This window comes from Acidobacteriota bacterium, from assembly GCA_016712445.1.
Lineage (GTDB): Bacteria > Pseudomonadota > Alphaproteobacteria > Caulobacterales > Hyphomonadaceae > Hyphomonas.
The window spans coordinates 2076843-2093051 of record JADJRB010000001.1 but is presented as its reverse complement, the minus strand read 5'-3'; the positions used below and the strand labels follow the sequence as shown (position 1 = coordinate 2093051).

Sequence of the window (16209 nt, the reverse complement as noted above, 5' to 3'; positions counted from 1 at the left end):
CCATGACTTTCCAGAACGTCACCGACACCTACCAGGAAGAAGCGCCGCCGGCGCCGCCGCGGCGCACGCCGGTCTACAAGCTGGCGCCGCCGGTCGACCTGACGCAGCCGGAGGCCTTCTCCTCGCGCGGCGGCTATACCCACGACGCCTTCGCGAAGATGCGCAGCGAAGCGCCGGTGATGTGGCATCCCGAGGCGACCGGCGCGGGCTTCTGGGCGGTGACGAGCTATGAACTCGTCAAGAAGGTGGAACTCGACCCGGCGACGTACTCCAGCCAGCGCGGCGGGATCCTGATGACGTACGGCCGCCCCGACCAGCCGCGCCATCCGTTGCTGCATTCGTCGTCGCTCAACTCGTTGATCAACCTCGACCGGCCTTATCATACGCCGCTGCGCATGGAGCACATGCAGTTCTTCCGGCAGGGCTTCGTCGCCGAGCTGCGCAAGCGCGTGGATGTGTATGTCAACGAGCTGCTGGACGCGATGCAAAAGCAGGGACCGGTGGTCGACATGGTGGAGATGTTCTCTGCCGAACTGCCGCTGTTCACGCTGTGTGAGATCCTCGGTGTGCCGGCGGCGGACCGGCCGAAACTGGTGCACTGGATGCACTTCCTCGAAACCTCGCAATACCAGGCCCAGCAGGAAGGCCTCGGCAATGTGACGCCTGAACAGATCATGGCGTTCATGGGCGAGATCCAGGCGATGTTCGAATTCGGGCGTCACATTCTGGAAGAGCGCCGGCGCGAGCCGAAGGAAGACCTGCTCTCGGCGATCGCGAACGTGAAGATCGACGGCAAGCCGCTGTCTCCGGAGTTCCTCGACGGCTCGTGGCTGCTGATCGTGTTTGCGGGCAACGACACGACGCGCAACTCGCTGTCCGGAACCATGCGCCTGCTGACGGAATTTCCCGACCAGAAGGCGAAGCTGATGGCGGATGACAGCCTGTTCCCGAACTTCGTGCACGAGGCGATCCGCATGGTGACGCCGGTGACCTACATGCGCCGCACCGCGACCACCGACACTGAGCTGGGCGGCCAGGCGATCGCCGAGGGCGACAAGGTGGTGATGTATTATCCGGCCGCGAACCGCGATCCGGAGAAGTTTGCGAACCCCAACCAGTTCGACATCACGCGCGAAAATGCGAAGGAGCATCTTTCCTTCGGGCACGGGCCGCATGTCTGCCTCGGGCAGCGCGTGGCGAACATGCAGCTGGAATCAGCCTATCGGGCGATCCTGTCGCGGTTCCCCAATGCGAAGTGGACGGGCGAGCAGGTGCTGGCGCCAAACCAATTCGTGCATGCAATTTCTTCCCTGATGGTGGATCTCGGCACATGAGCGATCTCGTTACTCGCACCAACAAGGACGGCCTGGCGATCCTGACGCTGAACCGTCCGGACAAGCTCAACTCACTCACGGTCGGCATGTTCCGCGAACTGCGCGACCATGTCAGTGATCTGTACAAGGATGACAGCATCGGCTGCGTCGTGTTGCGCGGGGCGGGCAAGTGTTTCTCGGCCGGGCATGACCTTGCGGACATTGCGGAGGGCGAGAAGGTCCCCTCGCGTGGCTGGCATTCGGAGACTTTGCGGCTAATGGAGAAGCTGCCGAAGCCGGTGATCGCAGCGGTGCACGGGCACTGCTATACCGGCGCGCTGGAAGTGGCGCTGGCGGCTGATTTCATTATCGCCGCCGAGAGCGCGCGCTTTGGCGACACGCATGCGAAATGGGCGCTGACGCCGATCTGGGGCATGAGCCAGCGCCTGCCGAAACGCGTCGGCATCGCGACGGCCAAGCGTCTGATGTTTACCGCCGAGATGATCCGCGCGGATGAGGCCTTCCGGATCGGGCTAGCCGAAAAGGTAGTTCCGGATGCGGAATTTGACGCGGCCATCGAGGACATGACGAAGCAGATCCTCGCCAATTCGCCGTTCAGCCATGCGGCTAACAAACGCTTGCTGGAGGCGACCGACGCGCGCGACATGGATAGCGGGCTCCAGTGGGAGATCCTTAACAATGAGGGCGTAGGGCCTGACATGCAGGCGCGAATCGGCGCCTTCATGGGCAAGCAGAAGACTTAAGGCCAAGGGGACGGCTTCAATGGCAGACTTCCTGATCAAGCGCGCAAACCTGCGCGACGGTGTGTGGACACAATCGAAGCTGGGCAAGCTGGCGCCCGGCGCTGCGCGCCTGAAGGTGGCGGCGTTCGCGCTGACGGCCAACAATGTCACCTACGCGTCGTTCGGCGAGGCGATGGGCTACTGGAACTTCTTCCCTGCCGCCGATGCCGCCTATGGCCGGGTGCCCGTGTGGGGCTTTGCGACGGTGGCGGAATCGAATGCGGACGGCGTGCCCGTGGGCGCCCGGGTTTACGGATACCTTCCGATCTCGGACGAGTTCGATGTGACGCCGGTGCGCGCCGGCAAGGAGAGCTTCATGGACGGCGCGGCGCACCGGCAGGGCCTCGCACCGATCTACAATACTTACATCTTCACCGCGGCCGACCCGAGCTATGACGCATCGATGGAAGCCCAGCAGATGCTGTTCCGGCCGTTGTTCACCACCGGGTTCATGATCGACGATTGCCTGATGGAGTCGGGCGACAACGTGCCGGAGACGGTGGTGATCTCCAGCGCCTCGTCGAAGACGGCGCTGGCGCTGGCCCATTGCCTGAAGCAGCGCGGCGCTGTGGAGGCCGTGGCGCTCACCTCGCCCGCCAACAAGGCCTATGTGCAGGGCACAGGCCTCTATGCGCGGGTGTGCACGTATGACGAGGCCGACCAACTGCATGCGCGCGGGCTGACGGCCTATGTCGATTTCCTCGGCCGCCCGACGCTGACCGCCGACGTTCACAACGCGCTGCGCGACCGGTTGGTACGCAGCCTGGTGATCGGCGTGACGGACTGGGAGGGCAACCGGGCGCCGATCGCCCTGCCCGATCCGCAGCCGGAATTCTTCTTCGTGCCGACTTACGCCGCTGACCGCGCCAAGGCGCTTGGGCCGGATGTGCTGAATGCACGGCTCGGCAAGGCGCTCCTCGATTTCTACAAGGCGTCGCCGCAATACCTTTCGGTCGAGACGGCGAAGGGTCAGGACGCCATTGCGGCGGCGTGGACGAAAACGCTCGATGCCAAGGTGCCGCCGTCGAAAGGGCTCATCCTCCGCTTTTGAGGCAGGTCAGGCCGGGCGAATGCCTTAGCGCGCGATGACCTTGAATTCGGTGCGGCGGTTCTTGTCGTAGGCTTCCGGTGTCGGCGCCGGATCGAGCGGACGGGTTTCGCCATAGCCGACCGACAGGAGCCCCTCTTCGGAGACACCCTTGCCGGCAAGGTAGGCCCGCACGGCATCGGCGCGCTCCTGCGAAAGCCGGAGGTTGAAGTCATCGGCGCCGCGGGTGTCGGTGTGGCCTCCGATCTCGATGACGAACTGGCTGCAGAGCGTGGCAACGCCGGTGACGGCGTCGAGCAGGCGGGCGCTGACCGGCGAGATGCGGGCATTGCCGGATTCGAAGGTGATGTTGCGCCCGTTCATCGTCTCGTCGAATGCGCGCTGGCAGCTTTCGAGCGTGGCGCCGGTATCGACGAGTACGGCAAGGCTCTCGCCGACGCCGCGTTCGCCGCCTTCCACCGAGATGCCGTCGATGACGAGCACGCCGGCGCCTTCCGGGCGGGCGGCGATGGCGGCTTCACCGGCGGTGAGCGCGGCCGCCTTGGCTTCCGGGCTTGGCGCCGCACCGATCAGCGTGGCAACGCGGTCGCGCACCTTGAGGCTCATCCAGGGAAAGCCCTGCGCTGCAAAGCCGGCGGCGACTTCGCCGGCCCAGCCGGTCGCCCCATTCAGGGACACATCGGCGGCGGACACGGCAAGGAACTGGCCGTCTTCGAATTCGTAGAAGCCTTCGGCGAGCGTCACGCAGTCCGGCGAGACCGGCGCCTTGGCGGTGCCCGGCGGCGGCGCATCGCACGCGCCGAGCACGGCCAGCGTAAGGACGGAAGCGCAAAGTGTGCCAGTGCGGATTGCAAACATGTCTCGTCTCGCAGCTTACGGGCGACAGGCCCGGTCGTTAACCGCCCGCCCATGCAAGCCTTAAGCCGGGCGGATGCGCAGGTCAAAAACCCGGCGCACCCTGCCTGTCCGGCCGCCTAGTCCAGTGGCTTGTAAACCTTGCCGCCCTTCATCACGAAGTCGACCGATTCAAGCTCCGTGACGTTCTTGAGCGGGTCCTTGGTCACGGCCACGAGGTCGGCAAACTTGCCGGGCTCCAGCGTGCCGATGTCCTTCGCCATTTCGAGGTGCTCGGCGGCGACCACCGTGGCGGAGCGGATCGCTTCTTCCGGCGTGAAGCCGGCCTGCACCATCAGGGCAAACTCTTTGGCATTCTCGCCGTGGCGGGAGACGCCCGTGTCGGTCCCGAACGCGACATTGACGCCGCCTTCGTGGGCACGGCGCAGCATGTCGAGCAGCAGCGGCGCGACGATGGCGGCCTTGGCGCGCGACGGCGCCGGAAGCCAGGGCTCGTTGACCCAGGTGCCGACGGTCGCGCCCGCGAGCACGGTCGGCACAAGCGTGGCGCCGTTTTCCTTGAACAGCTCGATCGATTCCGCATCGACGTAGGAACCGTGCTCGATTGAATCGACGCCGGCGCGCAGCGCCGCATCGACGCCGCCCTTGCCATGCGCGTGCGCCGTGACCTGACGGCCCATAGCGTGCGCCGCCTCGACGATGGCGGCGAGTTCCTCGTCCGAGAACTGCTGCTCGAGACCGGCAGCCGTGTTCGAGAGAACGCCGCCGGTGGCCGTGATCTTGATCAGGTCGGCACCTTCCTTGATCTGCTGGCGGACGGCCCGGCGGCAATCGTCGGCGCCGTTGCAGATGGAGCTGCCGGTGAAGGCGGCCATGACCTCAGCGGAATAGCCGTTGATGTCGCCGTGGCCGCCGGTGATCGAGATGGCGCTGCCGGCAGCGCGCATGCGGGGCCCCGGAACGGCGCCGCGAGCGATGGCGTCGCGCAGGCCGAACACGGAGTCGTTGGGGCCGCCGACATCCTGGACGGTGGTAAAGCCGGCAAGCAGCGTCTTCAGCGCGAAGGCTGCGCCGTCAAAGGCGGCGTCGACGTCGGAATCCTCGAATTCCTTGATCCGGCCGGTCGGGCTGAATTCGTTCGTGATGTGCACATGGCTGTCGATCAGCCCCGGCAGGATGTAGGCCGACTTGAGATCGAGAACCGGGTATTTCTTGTGCGTCTTGTAGCCCGGCGAGATCGAGACGACGCGGCCGCCTTCGATCAGGATCGTCTGCTCGGTGAGGTAGCCCTCACCCGGCACGGCGAGCACGTGACCGGCATGGATGACGACTTCCTGCGCTGCGGCAGCGCCGGCAAGCGAGAGCGCCGCGAGCGCGGCTGCGATGGTTCTGGACATGGATTGGGGTCCCCCGTTTCTATGGCCCGGACCTTAGTCCAGACCGCCACAGAAGCAATCGGGTCGCGCGGGGCAATATCCGTCAGAGGATGTAGCCATCGCCGGTGGCGCGCACTGTTACGTCGCCAAGCGAAACGCCCCAGGGCTGGTCGATGGCGTGAAGCACCTGGTCGGCGATGAAGCCGGGATCGAGGGCGAGGTAGGCGGCGTTTTCCGGGTCGAGCCCGGCGGCGGGCGCGGTACCCGCCAGCACCGACTGCATCGCCGGCAGGTAGGTTGCCGCATTCTGGCCGAGGATGCCGACGATTGCCGCCGGATTGATCACCGCCGCGCCGAGTCCCGTGGCGGGCACACCGGTCGGCTTGATGATCGTAACCTTGATCTTGCCCTGGCTTTCGACCCGCAGCGCTTCGGACAGGAAATTCACCGCCGCCTTGGTCGCGCCGTAGACGCCGGCGCCGGCTACCGGGAAATTGCCGTAGATCGAGGAGATGTTGATGATGTGGCCGCGCCCCTGCGCGATCATCTGGTCGTGCACCGCCAGGATGCCGTGCAGTACGCCCTTGATATTGATGTCGATGCAGCGATCCCAGGCGGCGTCGGCGCGGGCATGGTCAGCGTAGAACGCGAGTGGCATGATCCCGGCGTTGTTGATCATCACGTCGATTGCACCGAAGGTGGCCACGGCATGCGCCGCAAGCGCGCGCATCGCGGCGAGATCGGTCACATCGGTCACCAGAGCCGACGCCGCGCCACCGCTCGCGGTGATTGCATCCACCGTTTCTCTCAGGGCGGCGGCATTGATGTCCGCCGCGACGATCTTCGCGCCCGCCGCTGCACCGCGCTGGCAAATGAGGCGGCCGAAACCGCTGCCGGCGCCGGTGACGACGATGACCTTTCCGCTGATTCTGGATGACATTCCTGGTCTCCTGGTTCGTGATCTGAAAAGCGGCGTCAATCGCCGATGAGGCGCCCGTCCGCATCGCGGGTTTCCGGCCCGTCCACCCTCGCCCGGCCATCGCCGAAAGCGGCGTCGCGCGCGCGCAAGGTGGCCTTGAGGCCGTTCTCGGAGACCGACTTGCGGAAGCCGGCCGCTGCCTTCGTGTTGTGCCCGCGGATATCGTTCTCGACAGCGAGGCGCTGCAGCGTGCGCGCGCCCATCAGCTCCATGGCGAGATTGACGATGCGCTTGTTGGCGGAGAGGAGATCGGGGTCGATCAGGGCGAGGCGCGCGGCGAGGCCGGTGACTTCGGCTTCGAGGTCCGCCTCCGGCACGGCTTTCATCACGAGGCCGATCTGCTGCGCTTCGCGGCCCGTGATTGTGTCTCCGGTCAGCATCAGGCGCTTCGCCCATTGAGGCCCGCAATGATAGACCCAGAACTGGTTCGGCAGCGCGCCAAGGTCGCGCGCCGGCGGGAAGCCGAACGTCGCATCGTCGGCGGCGATCACCATGTCGCTCATCAGCGCAAGGTCGCAGCCGCCGGCAAGGCAATAGCCATGCACCTTGGCGATAACCGGCTTGTGCATGTCGAAGATCGCCATGCGCCAGCGCTGCTGGCGTTCGAGCTGCCAGGCGTCGTCATCAATGGAGCGGTGGCCGCGATACCTGCGCGAGGCCTTGTCCTCGACGGCCGAGACGGGAACCTCGCCATCGGCCCCCGAAAGGTCGTAGCCGGCACAGAAGGCACGGCCGGCGCCTTCGAGGATCACGCTGTGTACGGACGTATCATTGTCGGCTTCCCAGAGCGCCTCGCTGAGCTCGTTCTGCATGACATAGGAGAGCGCATTGAGCTTGGCGGGCCGGTTGAGCGTGATGCGGGCGCAGCCGTCCTGCGCGCTGTAGACAATGGTTTCAAAACCGGACATGGCGCACGCTCCTGATGGCTGTGCGGACTATCCCCCGGCTTTCCGGGCTTGCCAAGGCCCGGCAGGCGTCACGCCTCAAGCGCGCGGGAGACAGCTTCGGCGATCGCCGGAACAGGGTGTTTCGTCAGGTCCTTGTCGATCCAGGCGATCACCCGCTTCGACAGGTCGCTGCTGGCGCGTTTGCGGATCCGCCCCAACGCCACGGGCGGCGCCACCACAACGAGCGCCTTGCATGCGCCTTTCGCAGCATCGGTCTCGAGGTCGGCCACGATCTGCTCGATGAAACGATCTTCGGCCAGCTGATGCAGGTCCGGCGCCTCCTGCGAAGAGCGCCGCCCGTCAGCAGACTTGATCGAGCGAGGTGCCTGATCCCGGCCAAGCTCGTGCGTACGCGGCACAGCCTGATCGTAAGTCCGCCGCGCTTTCAATTCCGGATGCACGGCCGTTCCCTGGTTCTCGAATATGACGCAATGACCGCCATCCGCCACGGCTACCCACACGCCTGTCTTCAGCTTCATGCCGGTCTCCTTGCCTGTGTGCGCAGGCGGCAGTCACCGCCGCCTGCAGTCAAAGCTAAGGGCCACAACCGAACAGGTCAGTCAGGAGGTCTACCTAACCCGAGAAGGGCGGCAGGTTTGCCTGCACTTTCTTCGTGAGGCCGCCGCGCACGATGGTGTAGGCCAGCGACAGGCGCTCTTTTAATTCTGTAGCCGGCATGTCGCCCGGCGCCACGCGCACCCACTTCGCGCGCGCCAGATACGGCGCAGGTGCTGCAGCGCCCGATTCCGTCAGCACATGGAAGGCCTCGTCGCTGCATTTGAACGAGACCTTCGTGCAGGCCTTGTCGGTCGCCGCGAACATCTTGCCGGCAATCTTGTAGACCTGGTCGTCGCCCCACTGCTCCACGCATTCGGCGCCGGGCAGCGACAGGCAATGCTTGCGGAGCGCGGCGGGTGTCATGCCAGGCGCTCTTTCGGGTAGTGCGGATAGCTCGCCTTCATCACGCCGTGGTTCAGCAGCATCTCGGCGACCTGCCGCTTGCCGGTCGCGTCGAAGAATTTCGTCCGCACCCAGTAATTCTCGACGCGGCGCGATTCCGACAGCGCGACGACCTCGCGCTTCAGGAGATATTCCTCGCCAACCAGCAGCGGGCCGTCGACCATGCGGATCTCAAGGTCCGCAAACAGGCCGATGCTCGGGTTCTTCACCGGGAAGCGTGCGCCATGGCTGGAGTAATTACCCAGCACACTGACCATTTCCAGCGGCACGATCGGCTTGCCCCAAGGCGAGGCTTTGGCATCGGAATAGACCGGATCGTTTTCGGTGATCACCTTCAGCTTGTCGGCAAGCGAGAAGGGATAGAGGTCGCCCATGTGCTGGTCCGGCCCCATGCTGACGATCTCGTTGTCGCGTCCGGTCATGCCGACCTTCAGATCGGCGAGAATGACGAGGTCGTCGGCCGGGCGCAGCTTCTTCATCCGCTCTTCGAGCAAGGTGTCGCCGTGATCCGGGCCAAGGCTCGCGCTGGCCTCCAGCACCGGCGTGCCATCTTCCTTGAAGGCGCGGCACAAGGTGCGCGTGGCGCCGGGCGCCGGACGGTCGATCTCGGCGCGCACCTTTTCGCCCTCGAACACCATGTTGAGGAAGTGCGCCGAGAAGCAGCCGCGCTCGTGCCAGGCGTTGCCCCAGACCTCGACCAGCAAGGGCACGAATTGCGAGAAGTGGGTCGGCCCTTCGATCGGTCCGGCCTTGATGCCGAGGCGCGCCGCTTCCGCATCATCATGGAGGGACTTGTGGCCGGCATATTTCTGCTCGGTGAGAAGGTTTACCGGACTGCGCAGCTCACCTTTCAGTATCGTGGTCATCGGCCCGTCTCTCCCTTTGTGTTGTGTGGGTCATTTCAGGCGCCCGGGCGGGGTTTGTCCAGACGCAGGCCGAGAAATGCGAGGACGACGAGCGTCGCAGACAGGCCCAGCGACAGCATGGCGGTGCCGTGCCAGCCGGCATGTTCGTAGACCCAGGTCGCGGCCCAGCTGGCGAGGCCCCCGCCGAGGAACATCAGCACGATGTAGGCGGTCATCAGCCGCGTGCGAACGCCGGGCGGCTGGCTGAGGAAGGTCATCCGGCCGGTGATGTCGATCATCGGGCCGACGAGGTTCATCACGAGCAAGGGCATCAGCAGGAGCCAGAGATTGTGCCCGAACAGGCCGAGCAGGCTGACCGCGCCGAACTGGACGAGCGAGATCAGGAAGCGCGCGCGCCGGGGACCGGTCCGGTCAGCCCAGGCGCCGAGAAAGGGCGTGGTGACAAGGTTGAGCAGCGACATCGCGGCAAGGTAGCCGACCGTGTCGGTGCCATAGCCCATTTCCGGCGAGGTGAGGTGAAGGCCGAGTGCTAGCCAGACCGACAGGAAGATGCCGAACCCCAGCCCCTGGATCGTGCCGGACAGCAAAACCTCCGGGTGCCGCCGCACGATCGGGAACACCGAGAAAACGAGCGCCAGATAGCTGGTCGCCGGCGCATCGGCCGCGGATTTCTCGCGACCGTCCATTATGCGCGGCAGGAGCAGCGTGATGCCCAGCATGACGGCGGCGGCAAAGTAATACACCGTGCGCCAGCCGAGATGTTCGCCGATCCAGCCGGCGCCGACCCGCGCGACCAGGATGCCGGCGATGACGCCAGTCGTCAGCGTGGCGGTGGCCTGCCCGAGCCGCGCAGGCTCGACGCGCTTCGAGGCATAGGCGGGCAGCAAGTAAGGCGTGATCGTGGAGAAGCCGAGAAAGGTTGATCCGGCCACGAACAACCGGAAGTCGGTCGCAAACGCCATCAGGGCAAGTCCCGCCAGCTGCCCCGCGGCGAAGATCGTGGCCAGCTGGCGGTTGCTGAAGCGGTCGCCCAGCGGAAGCAACAGGAAGATGCCGGCAGCAAGCGCGATCTGGTTGAGCGCCGGCACCAGCCCGATTTCGGACGGCGAGACGCCGAAGTCGCGCGCAACCAGCGCGATGATCGGATGGATGTAGTAAGCGTTGGCGGTGACAACCGCTGCGGCGAGCGCGAGGAGCAGCAGCTGGCGGCGGCTGAGCAGGCGGCGCGCCGTGTCCTGGCCAGGCGCATCTGATGCGGGCGTTGTCACTTCCCGGCGCCTGCGCGCCGGAAATCCATTTGCCAGTTGGTCTCCCAAGTGACGCCGCCGTCGGCCGACAAGGCCTGCTCCCAGCGGGGCCCTTGCCCTGCATCGACCTGCCAGAGGAAACGCAGCTTCACCGGCTTGCCGAGGTGGGTATCGTCGGTGACGAACTCGCCGCGCCCGCCGCTGAAGCGGCCGACAACGGGCACGCCGATGGCGTCCGGGAAGCGCATGTCGAGCCACCAGATGCGCCAGAGACCGGTTGCAGCATCGTAATTGCGAACGGCCAGCGCGCGGTAGGTGCCGTTCGGATCCATCAGGACATTGTCCTCGATGTTGCCGAAGCCGCCGAGCACAGGCCGCGTGGAGCTTAGTCCTTCGAACTCGTACCAGTCGTCAGCCCCCGCGAGACGCGTCGCGAGCTTGCGATGGTGCACGGTCCAGTCGTGATACAGGAAATCGAAATCACCCGGCGGGGAACCGGCGGTCGTCATCCCTAGCCGTCCATGCCGGCGCGCTGGGCGTACTCGTAGGCGAATTTCGCCAGCGGAACGACGCGGGCCGCATTCGATTCGGCATTGGCGCTGTTGGCGGTGCCTTCGCGGACGCGGCCGATGATGCCCTGCAGGATGCCGGCGAGGCGGAAGGCGTTGTAGGCGAAGTAATAGTCAAGCTCCGGCAGGCCTGCGCGGCCGGTATGCTGGCAATACAGCGCGACATATTCTTCCTTGGTCGGAATACCCCAGGCCTTGAGGTCCGGGATTGCCATGATCGAGCCGCGCGTCGTGTCGCCCGGCGGCATCACCCAGTTCATCAGGTGGTAGGAAAAGTCCGCAATCGGATCACCCAGCGTCGACAGTTCCCAGTCGAGCACGGCGATGACTTTCGGCTCGGTGGGGTGAAGCACCATGTTGTCGAGACGGTAGTCGCCGTGGACGATCGTGGTCTTGTCGCCCGGCGGGATGTTCTTGGGCAGCCAGTCGATCAGCTTTTCCATCTCCGGGATGTGCATCGTCTCGGAGGCCTTGTACTGCTTGGTCCAGCGGTGGACCTGGCGGGCGACATAGTCGCCCTCCTTGCCGAAGCCTTCGAGGCCGGCCTTCTTCCAGTCGACATTGTGCAGGTCGGCAAAGGTCTTGACCTTCGCCTCGTAGATCTTGCGGCGCATCGCGGGCTCGTAGTCCGGCAGGGTGCCGTCCCAGAGGATTCGGCCCTCCATCATGTCCATGATGTAGAACATCGTGCCGACCACGCTTTCGTCCGTGCAAAGCCCGTAGGGGCGCGCGACTGGATAACCGAGCGGCCAGAGCGCATTGATGACGGTGTATTCGCGGTCGACCGCATGGGCGCTCGGCAACAGGTTGCCGGGCGGCTTGCGGCGCATCACGTATTTCTTCTTCGGGGTGACGAGCTGGTAGGTCGGGTTCGACTGGCCGCCCTTGAACTGGCGCACTTCCAGCGGGCCCTCATAGCCCTCGACATGTTCCTGCATCCAGGCTGCCAGATTGGCCTCGTTGAACTTGTGGGTCTCCACGACCGGTTTGGTGCCGGAATACAGGTCCTGCGCGTTGGGGGCCTCTGCCATTTCCGTCTCCCTAAATTCTGCCGGATTTCGTATCCTAACATAACGATACCGCCCGGCGCGCCAAGGCCTACCGCGACGTCGCCGGAGCCGGCCGCCCCACAGGACCGCTGCATGATCCGTTTCGCCTGCCTGTTGAGTCTCGGCTTCGCCGCCCTCCTCGCCCCCGCCGATGCCAAGGCCCTTGATCCGGAGGGACGCATCAGGCCGGAGATCCTGGAGCGAGCGATAGATGCGATGGACGCGCGCGGCCATCGCGGCAAGGAGTCGGGCCGACTTGTCGTCGTGGACTACAGCCTGCCGTCCAGCGAGCCGCGCCTGTTTGTGGTCGATCTGGCGTCCGGTGCGGTCGACGCATTCCGCGCGGCGCATGGCAAGGGCTCCGACCTCGACCATGACGGCTATCTCGACAGTTTCTCCGACGCGCCCGGCTCGGGGGCTAGCCCGGAAGGCCTCTACCGCACGGCGGAGGAGTATTATGGCGGCCACGGGCGCTCCCTCCGCCTCGACGGCCTCGACGACACCAACGCCAATGCCCGCTCCCGCGCCATTGTCATCCATTCCGCCGTCTATGCCGAACCCGAACACCTGAAGAAGTACGGCAAGCTCGGCCGTTCGAACGGCTGCATCGTGTTTTCGGCAGACGACCTGGCCACCTTCCTCGATGAGGTGCCGAAGGGCACGCTGATCTTCGTGGGGAAGTAGCCGCCTCTTGATCGAACCGGCCCGGCAAGGCTAAACCCCCGCGCATGACCGATACACCCCCCGACCGCCTGTCCGTGAACCCGCGCAGCCCGCACTATGACTACGACATCCTGATCCGGGGCGTCGGCGTGCGCTTTCGCGGTGAGGAAAAGACCACCGTCGAGGAGTATTGCGTCTCCGAAGGCTGGATCAAGCTCACCGCCGGCAAGGCGCTGGACCGCAAGGGCAATCCCCTGACGATCACGCTGAAGGGCCCGGTCGAGGTCTGGTTCAAGGACGAACCCGCCGCCTCGTGAAGCTCAGCGCCCGCTCAACACCCGGTCGCAATGCGCGACATGCTGGGCCTTTATCTGCGCCAGCGCCCGGTTGATCATTGCCCGGTCCGGATCGAAGGTCAGTTCAAGCGTGATGCCGCGCAGGCTTAGGATCAGGATACGGCCATGCACCAGGCAAGTGTCGATGTCTGCCTCGCGGACACCGGCTTCGCGCGCCCGTTCGGCCGTGTACTGATCGATCTCCTGCTCGATGCGACTGGCGACCGGAAGAAAAGCTGCCGCCAGCGCGGAGTCGCGGCGCGCCGCCAGCAGGATTTCAGTTACCGCCGTGCCCTCGGGCATCTTCTGACCTGCCCAGGTGACATCAAACATCGCGCGGTAGCGCGCGACCGGGTCGGCGATCGCGTCCATGCGGGTGCGCGTGTCGGCAATCATCGCCTGCATGGCGGCATCGCTGGTGGCGACCATCAGGTCGATGCGCGTCGGAAACTGGTTGAGCACTGATCCCCGGCTGATGCCGGCGCGCGCCATCACCGCTTCGATCGAGGTGCCGGCATAACCAAGCTCGTTGAGGCAGGCGATCGCCGCACCGAGAATTTGACGGCGCGCCGCCTCCCCGCGCTTCGTGCGGCGGCGGAGCGGGCTGGCAACAGTGAGCGTGGCGGACGCGGTCGAGTTTTCCATGCCGGAACTAATCCTGCTCCGACCGGATTCGTCAACGTCCGCCGGATAAACAATAGTCAATATTGACTATTGAGAATAGCGCATGCACTCTCTGCCCGAGCGCGGCATTTGGCCGGTATGCTGGCGCAAACAAAATCCGGCCCCGGAGGAAAATGATGGCCGACACCGTTCACACACCAACTGCCACCTCCAGCGGCGGTTACGAGATCTACCGCACCGCGTCGGCGCCTTCGCTGGACGAGACAGCCCACATGGAAGTCATCGGCATGAACCCCGAGTTCGAGGCCGGCATCACCAAGGCCCTCGAAGCGGGATTCGCCGAAGGCAATATCGTCAAGACACTGTTCTCCCGCCCCGGTTTCAGCCTGACCTATGCCTGGTTCAAGAGCGGCTTCCCGCTTCCCCTCCACACGCACAACGCCGACTGTCTTTACTACATCGTGGCCGGCTCGCTGCAGCTCGGCGCTGACACGCTTGGCCCCGGCGACGGTTTCTTCCTGCCAGCTGACAAGGCCTATCGCTACACGCCGGGCCCGAACGGCGTTGAAGTGCTGGAGTTCCGCACGCAGGAAAACTTCGACATCAACTTCCTCGCCAAGTCCCTGCCCGCCTGGGAAAAGATTGCGTCGGCCGTAACCGCGCGCAAGCCAGACTGGGAGAAGGAAACTGCCCCGCCGAGCGCCGTGCTCGCCTGATGTCCGGCAAGCGATTCGAGAACAAGATCGCCGTCATCACGGGCGCAGCGTCCGGCATTGGCGCCGCGACCGCCCGCCTCCTCTGGCAGGAAGGCGCGCATGTCGTGCTGGCAGATATCGGCGATGACGGCGGCAAGAGCCTCGCGGCCAGTCTGGGCCCTTCGGCCATGGCGGTGAGGTGCGATGTCTCCAAGGCAAGCGATGTCGAGGCGTTGGTCAAGGCGGCCGTTGCCGCGCACGGGCGCATCGACATCCTGTTCAACAATGCCGGCATCGGCAGCTTCGGCACATCCGTCGAACTCGCGCCGGCGGAGTGGGAAAATGTCATCGCTGTCGACCTCCACAGCGTGTTTTATGCCTGCCACTATGCAATCCCCCACATGCCACCCGGCAGCGCCATCGTGAACACGGCGTCGATTTCGGGCATGGGCGGCGACTACCGCTTCGCGGCGTACAACGCCGCCAAGGGCGCCGTGATCAACTACACGCGCGCACTCGCGATCGACCATGCGCGTGACGGAATTCGCGTCAACGCGCTCTGCCCCGGCCTGGTCGATACACCGATCACGGCGGGTGTCTCGCAGATGCCGGGCCTGCGCGACGAATGGGTCGGGCGCATTCCGCTGAAGCGCGCTGCGCAGCCGGAAGAGATGGCGAACGTGGTCGCCTTCCTGGCATCTGACGCGGCTTCCTATGTCACCGGCACGATCATGGTCGCCGATGGCGGCACGACCGCGCATACCGGCCAGCCGGAAGTCGCCAACTTCATGCTGCCGCCGAACAGCTGACATCAGGGTACGGATCATGCGCGCCGCCACGCTCCAGGGCAAAGCCTTCACCATCCGGGACCTGCCGGATCCTTCGCCCGCCGCCGGGCAATTGCTGGTGCGGCCGATCTATACGGGAATCTGCGGCAGCGACCTCAGCCTGCGCAAGCAGCTGGCCGCGCTGGCCGATACGCTGCCGCCGGCGCAGCTGCCGGTGATCATTCCCGGCCATGAGTTTTCTGCCGAGATCGTCGGTATCGCGCCGGGTACGCAAACAAACCTGAAGGCCGGCGACCTGATCACCGGCCTGCCCTTCACGCACACCCATGACGGCCCGCAAACCATCGGCATTTCGCCCGGACACGACGGCGGCCTCGCCACGCTGACCTGCATCGACGCGGTGCGCAGCTTCCGCATTCCGGAAAGTGTGCCCGCCGATCTCGCAGCGCTGACCGAGCCACTGTCGGTCGGCCTGCACGCGGCCAATCTCGCAAGCCGCCACAGGGGCCCGAACGTCGTCATCGGCTGCGGGCCCGTTGGCCTTGCGGTGATCCTGGCGCTCAGCCTCGCCGGACGCGGCCCGATCCTCGCGGCCGACTTTTCGCCGGAGCGCCGCAAGGCAGCCGCCGCGCTGGGGGCCGACATCATCATTGATCCCGCCGCCGATTCGGCCCTCACCCACTGGGACCAGCTGGGCCTTGCGGCCTACCCGATGTCGCCGCTGCTTGACCGCGATTTCCGCGGTCTGCCGCCCGGCGCCAATATCTTCGAATGCACCGGTGCGCCGGGCCTGATCGACCAGGTCATCAAGGGCGCCCCGCCACACAGCCACATCATTGTCGCGGGCGTCTGCCCGCATGAGGAGAAGCTGACACCACTCGAAGGCATCATCCGTGAGCTGACGCTGGAGTTCAGCTTCGCCTACCGGCCCGAAGAGTTCGCCGCCGCACTGGCGATGATCGAAGCCAATCCGGACAAGGCCGCCCGCCTCATCACCAGTCGCCAACCGCTTGCCCGCACGGAAGCAGCCTTCGACGCCCTCTCCAGGAACCCGAGCGAGATCAAGATCCTGATCGAGCCGGGCGCCTGACG

19 protein-coding genes are annotated in these 16209 nt (G+C 65.4%); 8 read left to right on the top strand and 11 right to left on the bottom strand.

Features of this window, described 5'->3' with window-relative positions; all coding sequences use genetic code 11:
* Nucleotides 1–2 precede the first annotated feature (2 nt).
* The 3 genes from IPK75_10650 to IPK75_10640 are packed head-to-tail and all read left to right on the top strand — an operon-like array spanning nt 3 to nt 3167.
* Nucleotides 3–1334, top strand: coding sequence for a cytochrome P450 (locus tag IPK75_10650; GenBank protein MBK8198822.1), 1332 nt, complete (start codon nt 3–5; stop codon nt 1332–1334).
* Complete coding sequence (locus IPK75_10645) at nt 1331–2077, top strand: enoyl-CoA hydratase/isomerase family protein (GenBank protein MBK8198821.1); 747 nt, start codon at nt 1331–1333, stop codon at nt 2075–2077. The genes IPK75_10650 and IPK75_10645 overlap by 4 nt, the downstream gene beginning before the upstream one ends.
* A 19-nt stretch (nt 2078–2096) precedes the next feature.
* Nucleotides 2097–3167, top strand: coding sequence for a DUF2855 family protein (locus IPK75_10640; GenBank protein MBK8198820.1), 1071 nt, complete (start codon nt 2097–2099; stop codon nt 3165–3167).
* A 24-nt stretch (nt 3168–3191) separates the two neighbouring features.
* Here IPK75_10640 and IPK75_10635 read toward each other — a convergent pair whose 3' ends face one another.
* From IPK75_10635 to IPK75_10590, 10 genes are all read right to left on the bottom strand, one after another.
* On the bottom strand, nt 3192–4022 hold the full coding sequence (locus tag IPK75_10635) for an OmpA family protein (GenBank protein MBK8198819.1): 831 nt from the start codon (nt 4020–4022) through the stop codon (nt 3192–3194).
* 116 nt (nt 4023–4138) lie between these two features.
* A complete protein-coding gene (locus IPK75_10630) occupies nt 4139–5416 on the bottom strand; it encodes an amidohydrolase family protein (GenBank protein MBK8198818.1) in 1278 nt (425 codons plus the stop codon).
* Between the two features lie 82 nt (nt 5417–5498).
* Nucleotides 5499–6335, bottom strand: a complete 837-nt coding sequence (locus IPK75_10625) for an SDR family NAD(P)-dependent oxidoreductase (GenBank protein ID MBK8198817.1) — start codon at nt 6333–6335, stop codon at nt 5499–5501.
* Nucleotides 6336–6370: 35 nt separating this feature from the next.
* Nucleotides 6371–7282 carry a crotonase/enoyl-CoA hydratase family protein gene (locus IPK75_10620; protein ID MBK8198816.1) on the bottom strand — a complete coding sequence of 304 codons (912 nt, stop codon included), beginning with the start codon at nt 7280–7282 and terminating at the stop codon, nt 6371–6373.
* A 68-nt stretch (nt 7283–7350) separates the two neighbouring features.
* Nucleotides 7351–7800 carry a host attachment protein gene (locus IPK75_10615; protein MBK8198815.1) on the bottom strand — a complete coding sequence of 150 codons (450 nt, stop codon included), beginning with the start codon at nt 7798–7800 and terminating at the stop codon, nt 7351–7353.
* 94 nt (nt 7801–7894) lie between these two features.
* Nucleotides 7895–8242: an MmcQ/YjbR family DNA-binding protein gene (locus IPK75_10610; GenBank protein MBK8198814.1), complete on the bottom strand. Its 348-nt coding sequence runs from the start codon at nt 8240–8242 to the stop codon at nt 7895–7897.
* The gene (locus tag IPK75_10605) at nt 8239–9147 is read right to left on the bottom strand and encodes a MaoC family dehydratase (protein ID MBK8198813.1); all 909 of its coding nucleotides are present in this window, start codon (nt 9145–9147) and stop codon (nt 8239–8241) included. Before IPK75_10605 ends, IPK75_10610 begins: the two co-directional genes overlap by 4 nt.
* A 35-nt stretch (nt 9148–9182) precedes the next feature.
* Entirely contained in the window at nt 9183–10415 is a 1233-nt protein-coding gene (locus tag IPK75_10600; protein MBK8198812.1) for an MFS transporter, read from the bottom strand.
* Complete coding sequence (locus IPK75_10595; protein MBK8198811.1) at nt 10412–10903, bottom strand: DUF1579 domain-containing protein; 492 nt, start codon at nt 10901–10903, stop codon at nt 10412–10414. Before IPK75_10595 ends, IPK75_10600 begins: the two co-directional genes overlap by 4 nt.
* 2 nt (nt 10904–10905) lie before the next feature.
* The gene (locus IPK75_10590) at nt 10906–11994 is read right to left on the bottom strand and encodes a phosphotransferase family protein (protein ID MBK8198810.1); all 1089 of its coding nucleotides are present in this window, start codon (nt 11992–11994) and stop codon (nt 10906–10908) included.
* Nucleotides 11995–12105: 111 nt separating this feature from the next.
* Here IPK75_10590 and IPK75_10585 point away from each other — a divergent pair, with 111 nt between their 5' ends.
* On the top strand, nt 12106–12696 hold the full coding sequence (locus IPK75_10585; protein MBK8198809.1) for a murein L,D-transpeptidase catalytic domain family protein: 591 nt from the start codon (nt 12106–12108) through the stop codon (nt 12694–12696).
* 44 nt (nt 12697–12740) lie between these two features.
* Entirely contained in the window at nt 12741–12992 is a 252-nt protein-coding gene (locus IPK75_10580; protein ID MBK8198808.1) for a DUF3297 family protein, read from the top strand.
* Between the two features lie 3 nt (nt 12993–12995).
* Here the strand turns inward: IPK75_10580 and IPK75_10575 are convergent, their stop codons facing one another.
* Nucleotides 12996–13655 (bottom strand): TetR/AcrR family transcriptional regulator, encoded by a 660-nt coding sequence (locus IPK75_10575; protein ID MBK8198807.1) that lies wholly within the window; start codon nt 13653–13655, stop codon nt 12996–12998.
* Nucleotides 13656–13807: 152 nt separating this feature from the next.
* Between IPK75_10575 and IPK75_10570 the strand changes: the two genes are divergently transcribed.
* Genes IPK75_10570 through IPK75_10560 form a run of 3 tightly spaced genes read left to right on the top strand, consistent with a single transcriptional unit; the run spans nt 13808 to nt 16207 of the window.
* Nucleotides 13808–14350, top strand: coding sequence for a cupin domain-containing protein (locus IPK75_10570; protein ID MBK8198806.1), 543 nt, complete (start codon nt 13808–13810; stop codon nt 14348–14350).
* Complete coding sequence (locus IPK75_10565) at nt 14350–15138, top strand: SDR family oxidoreductase (protein ID MBK8198805.1); 789 nt, start codon at nt 14350–14352, stop codon at nt 15136–15138. The genes IPK75_10570 and IPK75_10565 overlap by 1 nt, the downstream gene beginning before the upstream one ends.
* A gap of 16 nt (nt 15139–15154) precedes the next feature.
* On the top strand, nt 15155–16207 hold the full coding sequence (locus IPK75_10560; protein MBK8198804.1) for a zinc-binding dehydrogenase: 1053 nt from the start codon (nt 15155–15157) through the stop codon (nt 16205–16207).
* The last annotated feature ends 2 nt before the right edge of the window (nt 16208–16209 follow it).

Coding starts and splice junctions, on each gene's coding strand:
- IPK75_10625 (MBK8198817.1), bottom strand. CDS start 6,335: ATGTCATCCAGAATCAGCGGAAAGGTCATCGTCGTCACCGGCGCCGGC.
- IPK75_10610 (MBK8198814.1), bottom strand. CDS start 8,242: ATGACACCCGCCGCGCTCCGCAAGCATTGCCTGTCGCTGCCCGGCGCC.
- IPK75_10605 (MBK8198813.1), bottom strand. CDS start 9,147: ATGACCACGATACTGAAAGGTGAGCTGCGCAGTCCGGTAAACCTTCTC.
- IPK75_10570 (MBK8198806.1), top strand. CDS start 13,808: ATGATGGCCGACACCGTTCACACACCAACTGCCACCTCCAGCGGCGGT.
- IPK75_10635 (MBK8198819.1), bottom strand. CDS start 4,022: ATGTTTGCAATCCGCACTGGCACACTTTGCGCTTCCGTCCTTACGCTG.
- IPK75_10595 (MBK8198811.1), bottom strand. CDS start 10,903: ATGACGACCGCCGGTTCCCCGCCGGGTGATTTCGATTTCCTGTATCAC.
- IPK75_10565 (MBK8198805.1), top strand. CDS start 14,350: ATGTCCGGCAAGCGATTCGAGAACAAGATCGCCGTCATCACGGGCGCA.
- IPK75_10645 (MBK8198821.1), top strand. CDS start 1,331: ATGAGCGATCTCGTTACTCGCACCAACAAGGACGGCCTGGCGATCCTG.
- IPK75_10620 (MBK8198816.1), bottom strand. CDS start 7,282: ATGTCCGGTTTTGAAACCATTGTCTACAGCGCGCAGGACGGCTGCGCC.
- IPK75_10560 (MBK8198804.1), top strand. CDS start 15,155: ATGCGCGCCGCCACGCTCCAGGGCAAAGCCTTCACCATCCGGGACCTG.
- IPK75_10615 (MBK8198815.1), bottom strand. CDS start 7,800: ATGAAGCTGAAGACAGGCGTGTGGGTAGCCGTGGCGGATGGCGGTCAT.
- IPK75_10630 (MBK8198818.1), bottom strand. CDS start 5,416: ATGTCCAGAACCATCGCAGCCGCGCTCGCGGCGCTCTCGCTTGCCGGC.
- IPK75_10580 (MBK8198808.1), top strand. CDS start 12,741: ATGACCGATACACCCCCCGACCGCCTGTCCGTGAACCCGCGCAGCCCG.
- IPK75_10650 (MBK8198822.1), top strand. CDS start 3: ATGACTTTCCAGAACGTCACCGACACCTACCAGGAAGAAGCGCCGCCG.
- IPK75_10590 (MBK8198810.1), bottom strand. CDS start 11,994: ATGGCAGAGGCCCCCAACGCGCAGGACCTGTATTCCGGCACCAAACCG.
- IPK75_10575 (MBK8198807.1), bottom strand. CDS start 13,655: ATGGAAAACTCGACCGCGTCCGCCACGCTCACTGTTGCCAGCCCGCTC.
- IPK75_10640 (MBK8198820.1), top strand. CDS start 2,097: ATGGCAGACTTCCTGATCAAGCGCGCAAACCTGCGCGACGGTGTGTGG.
- IPK75_10585 (MBK8198809.1), top strand. CDS start 12,106: ATGATCCGTTTCGCCTGCCTGTTGAGTCTCGGCTTCGCCGCCCTCCTC.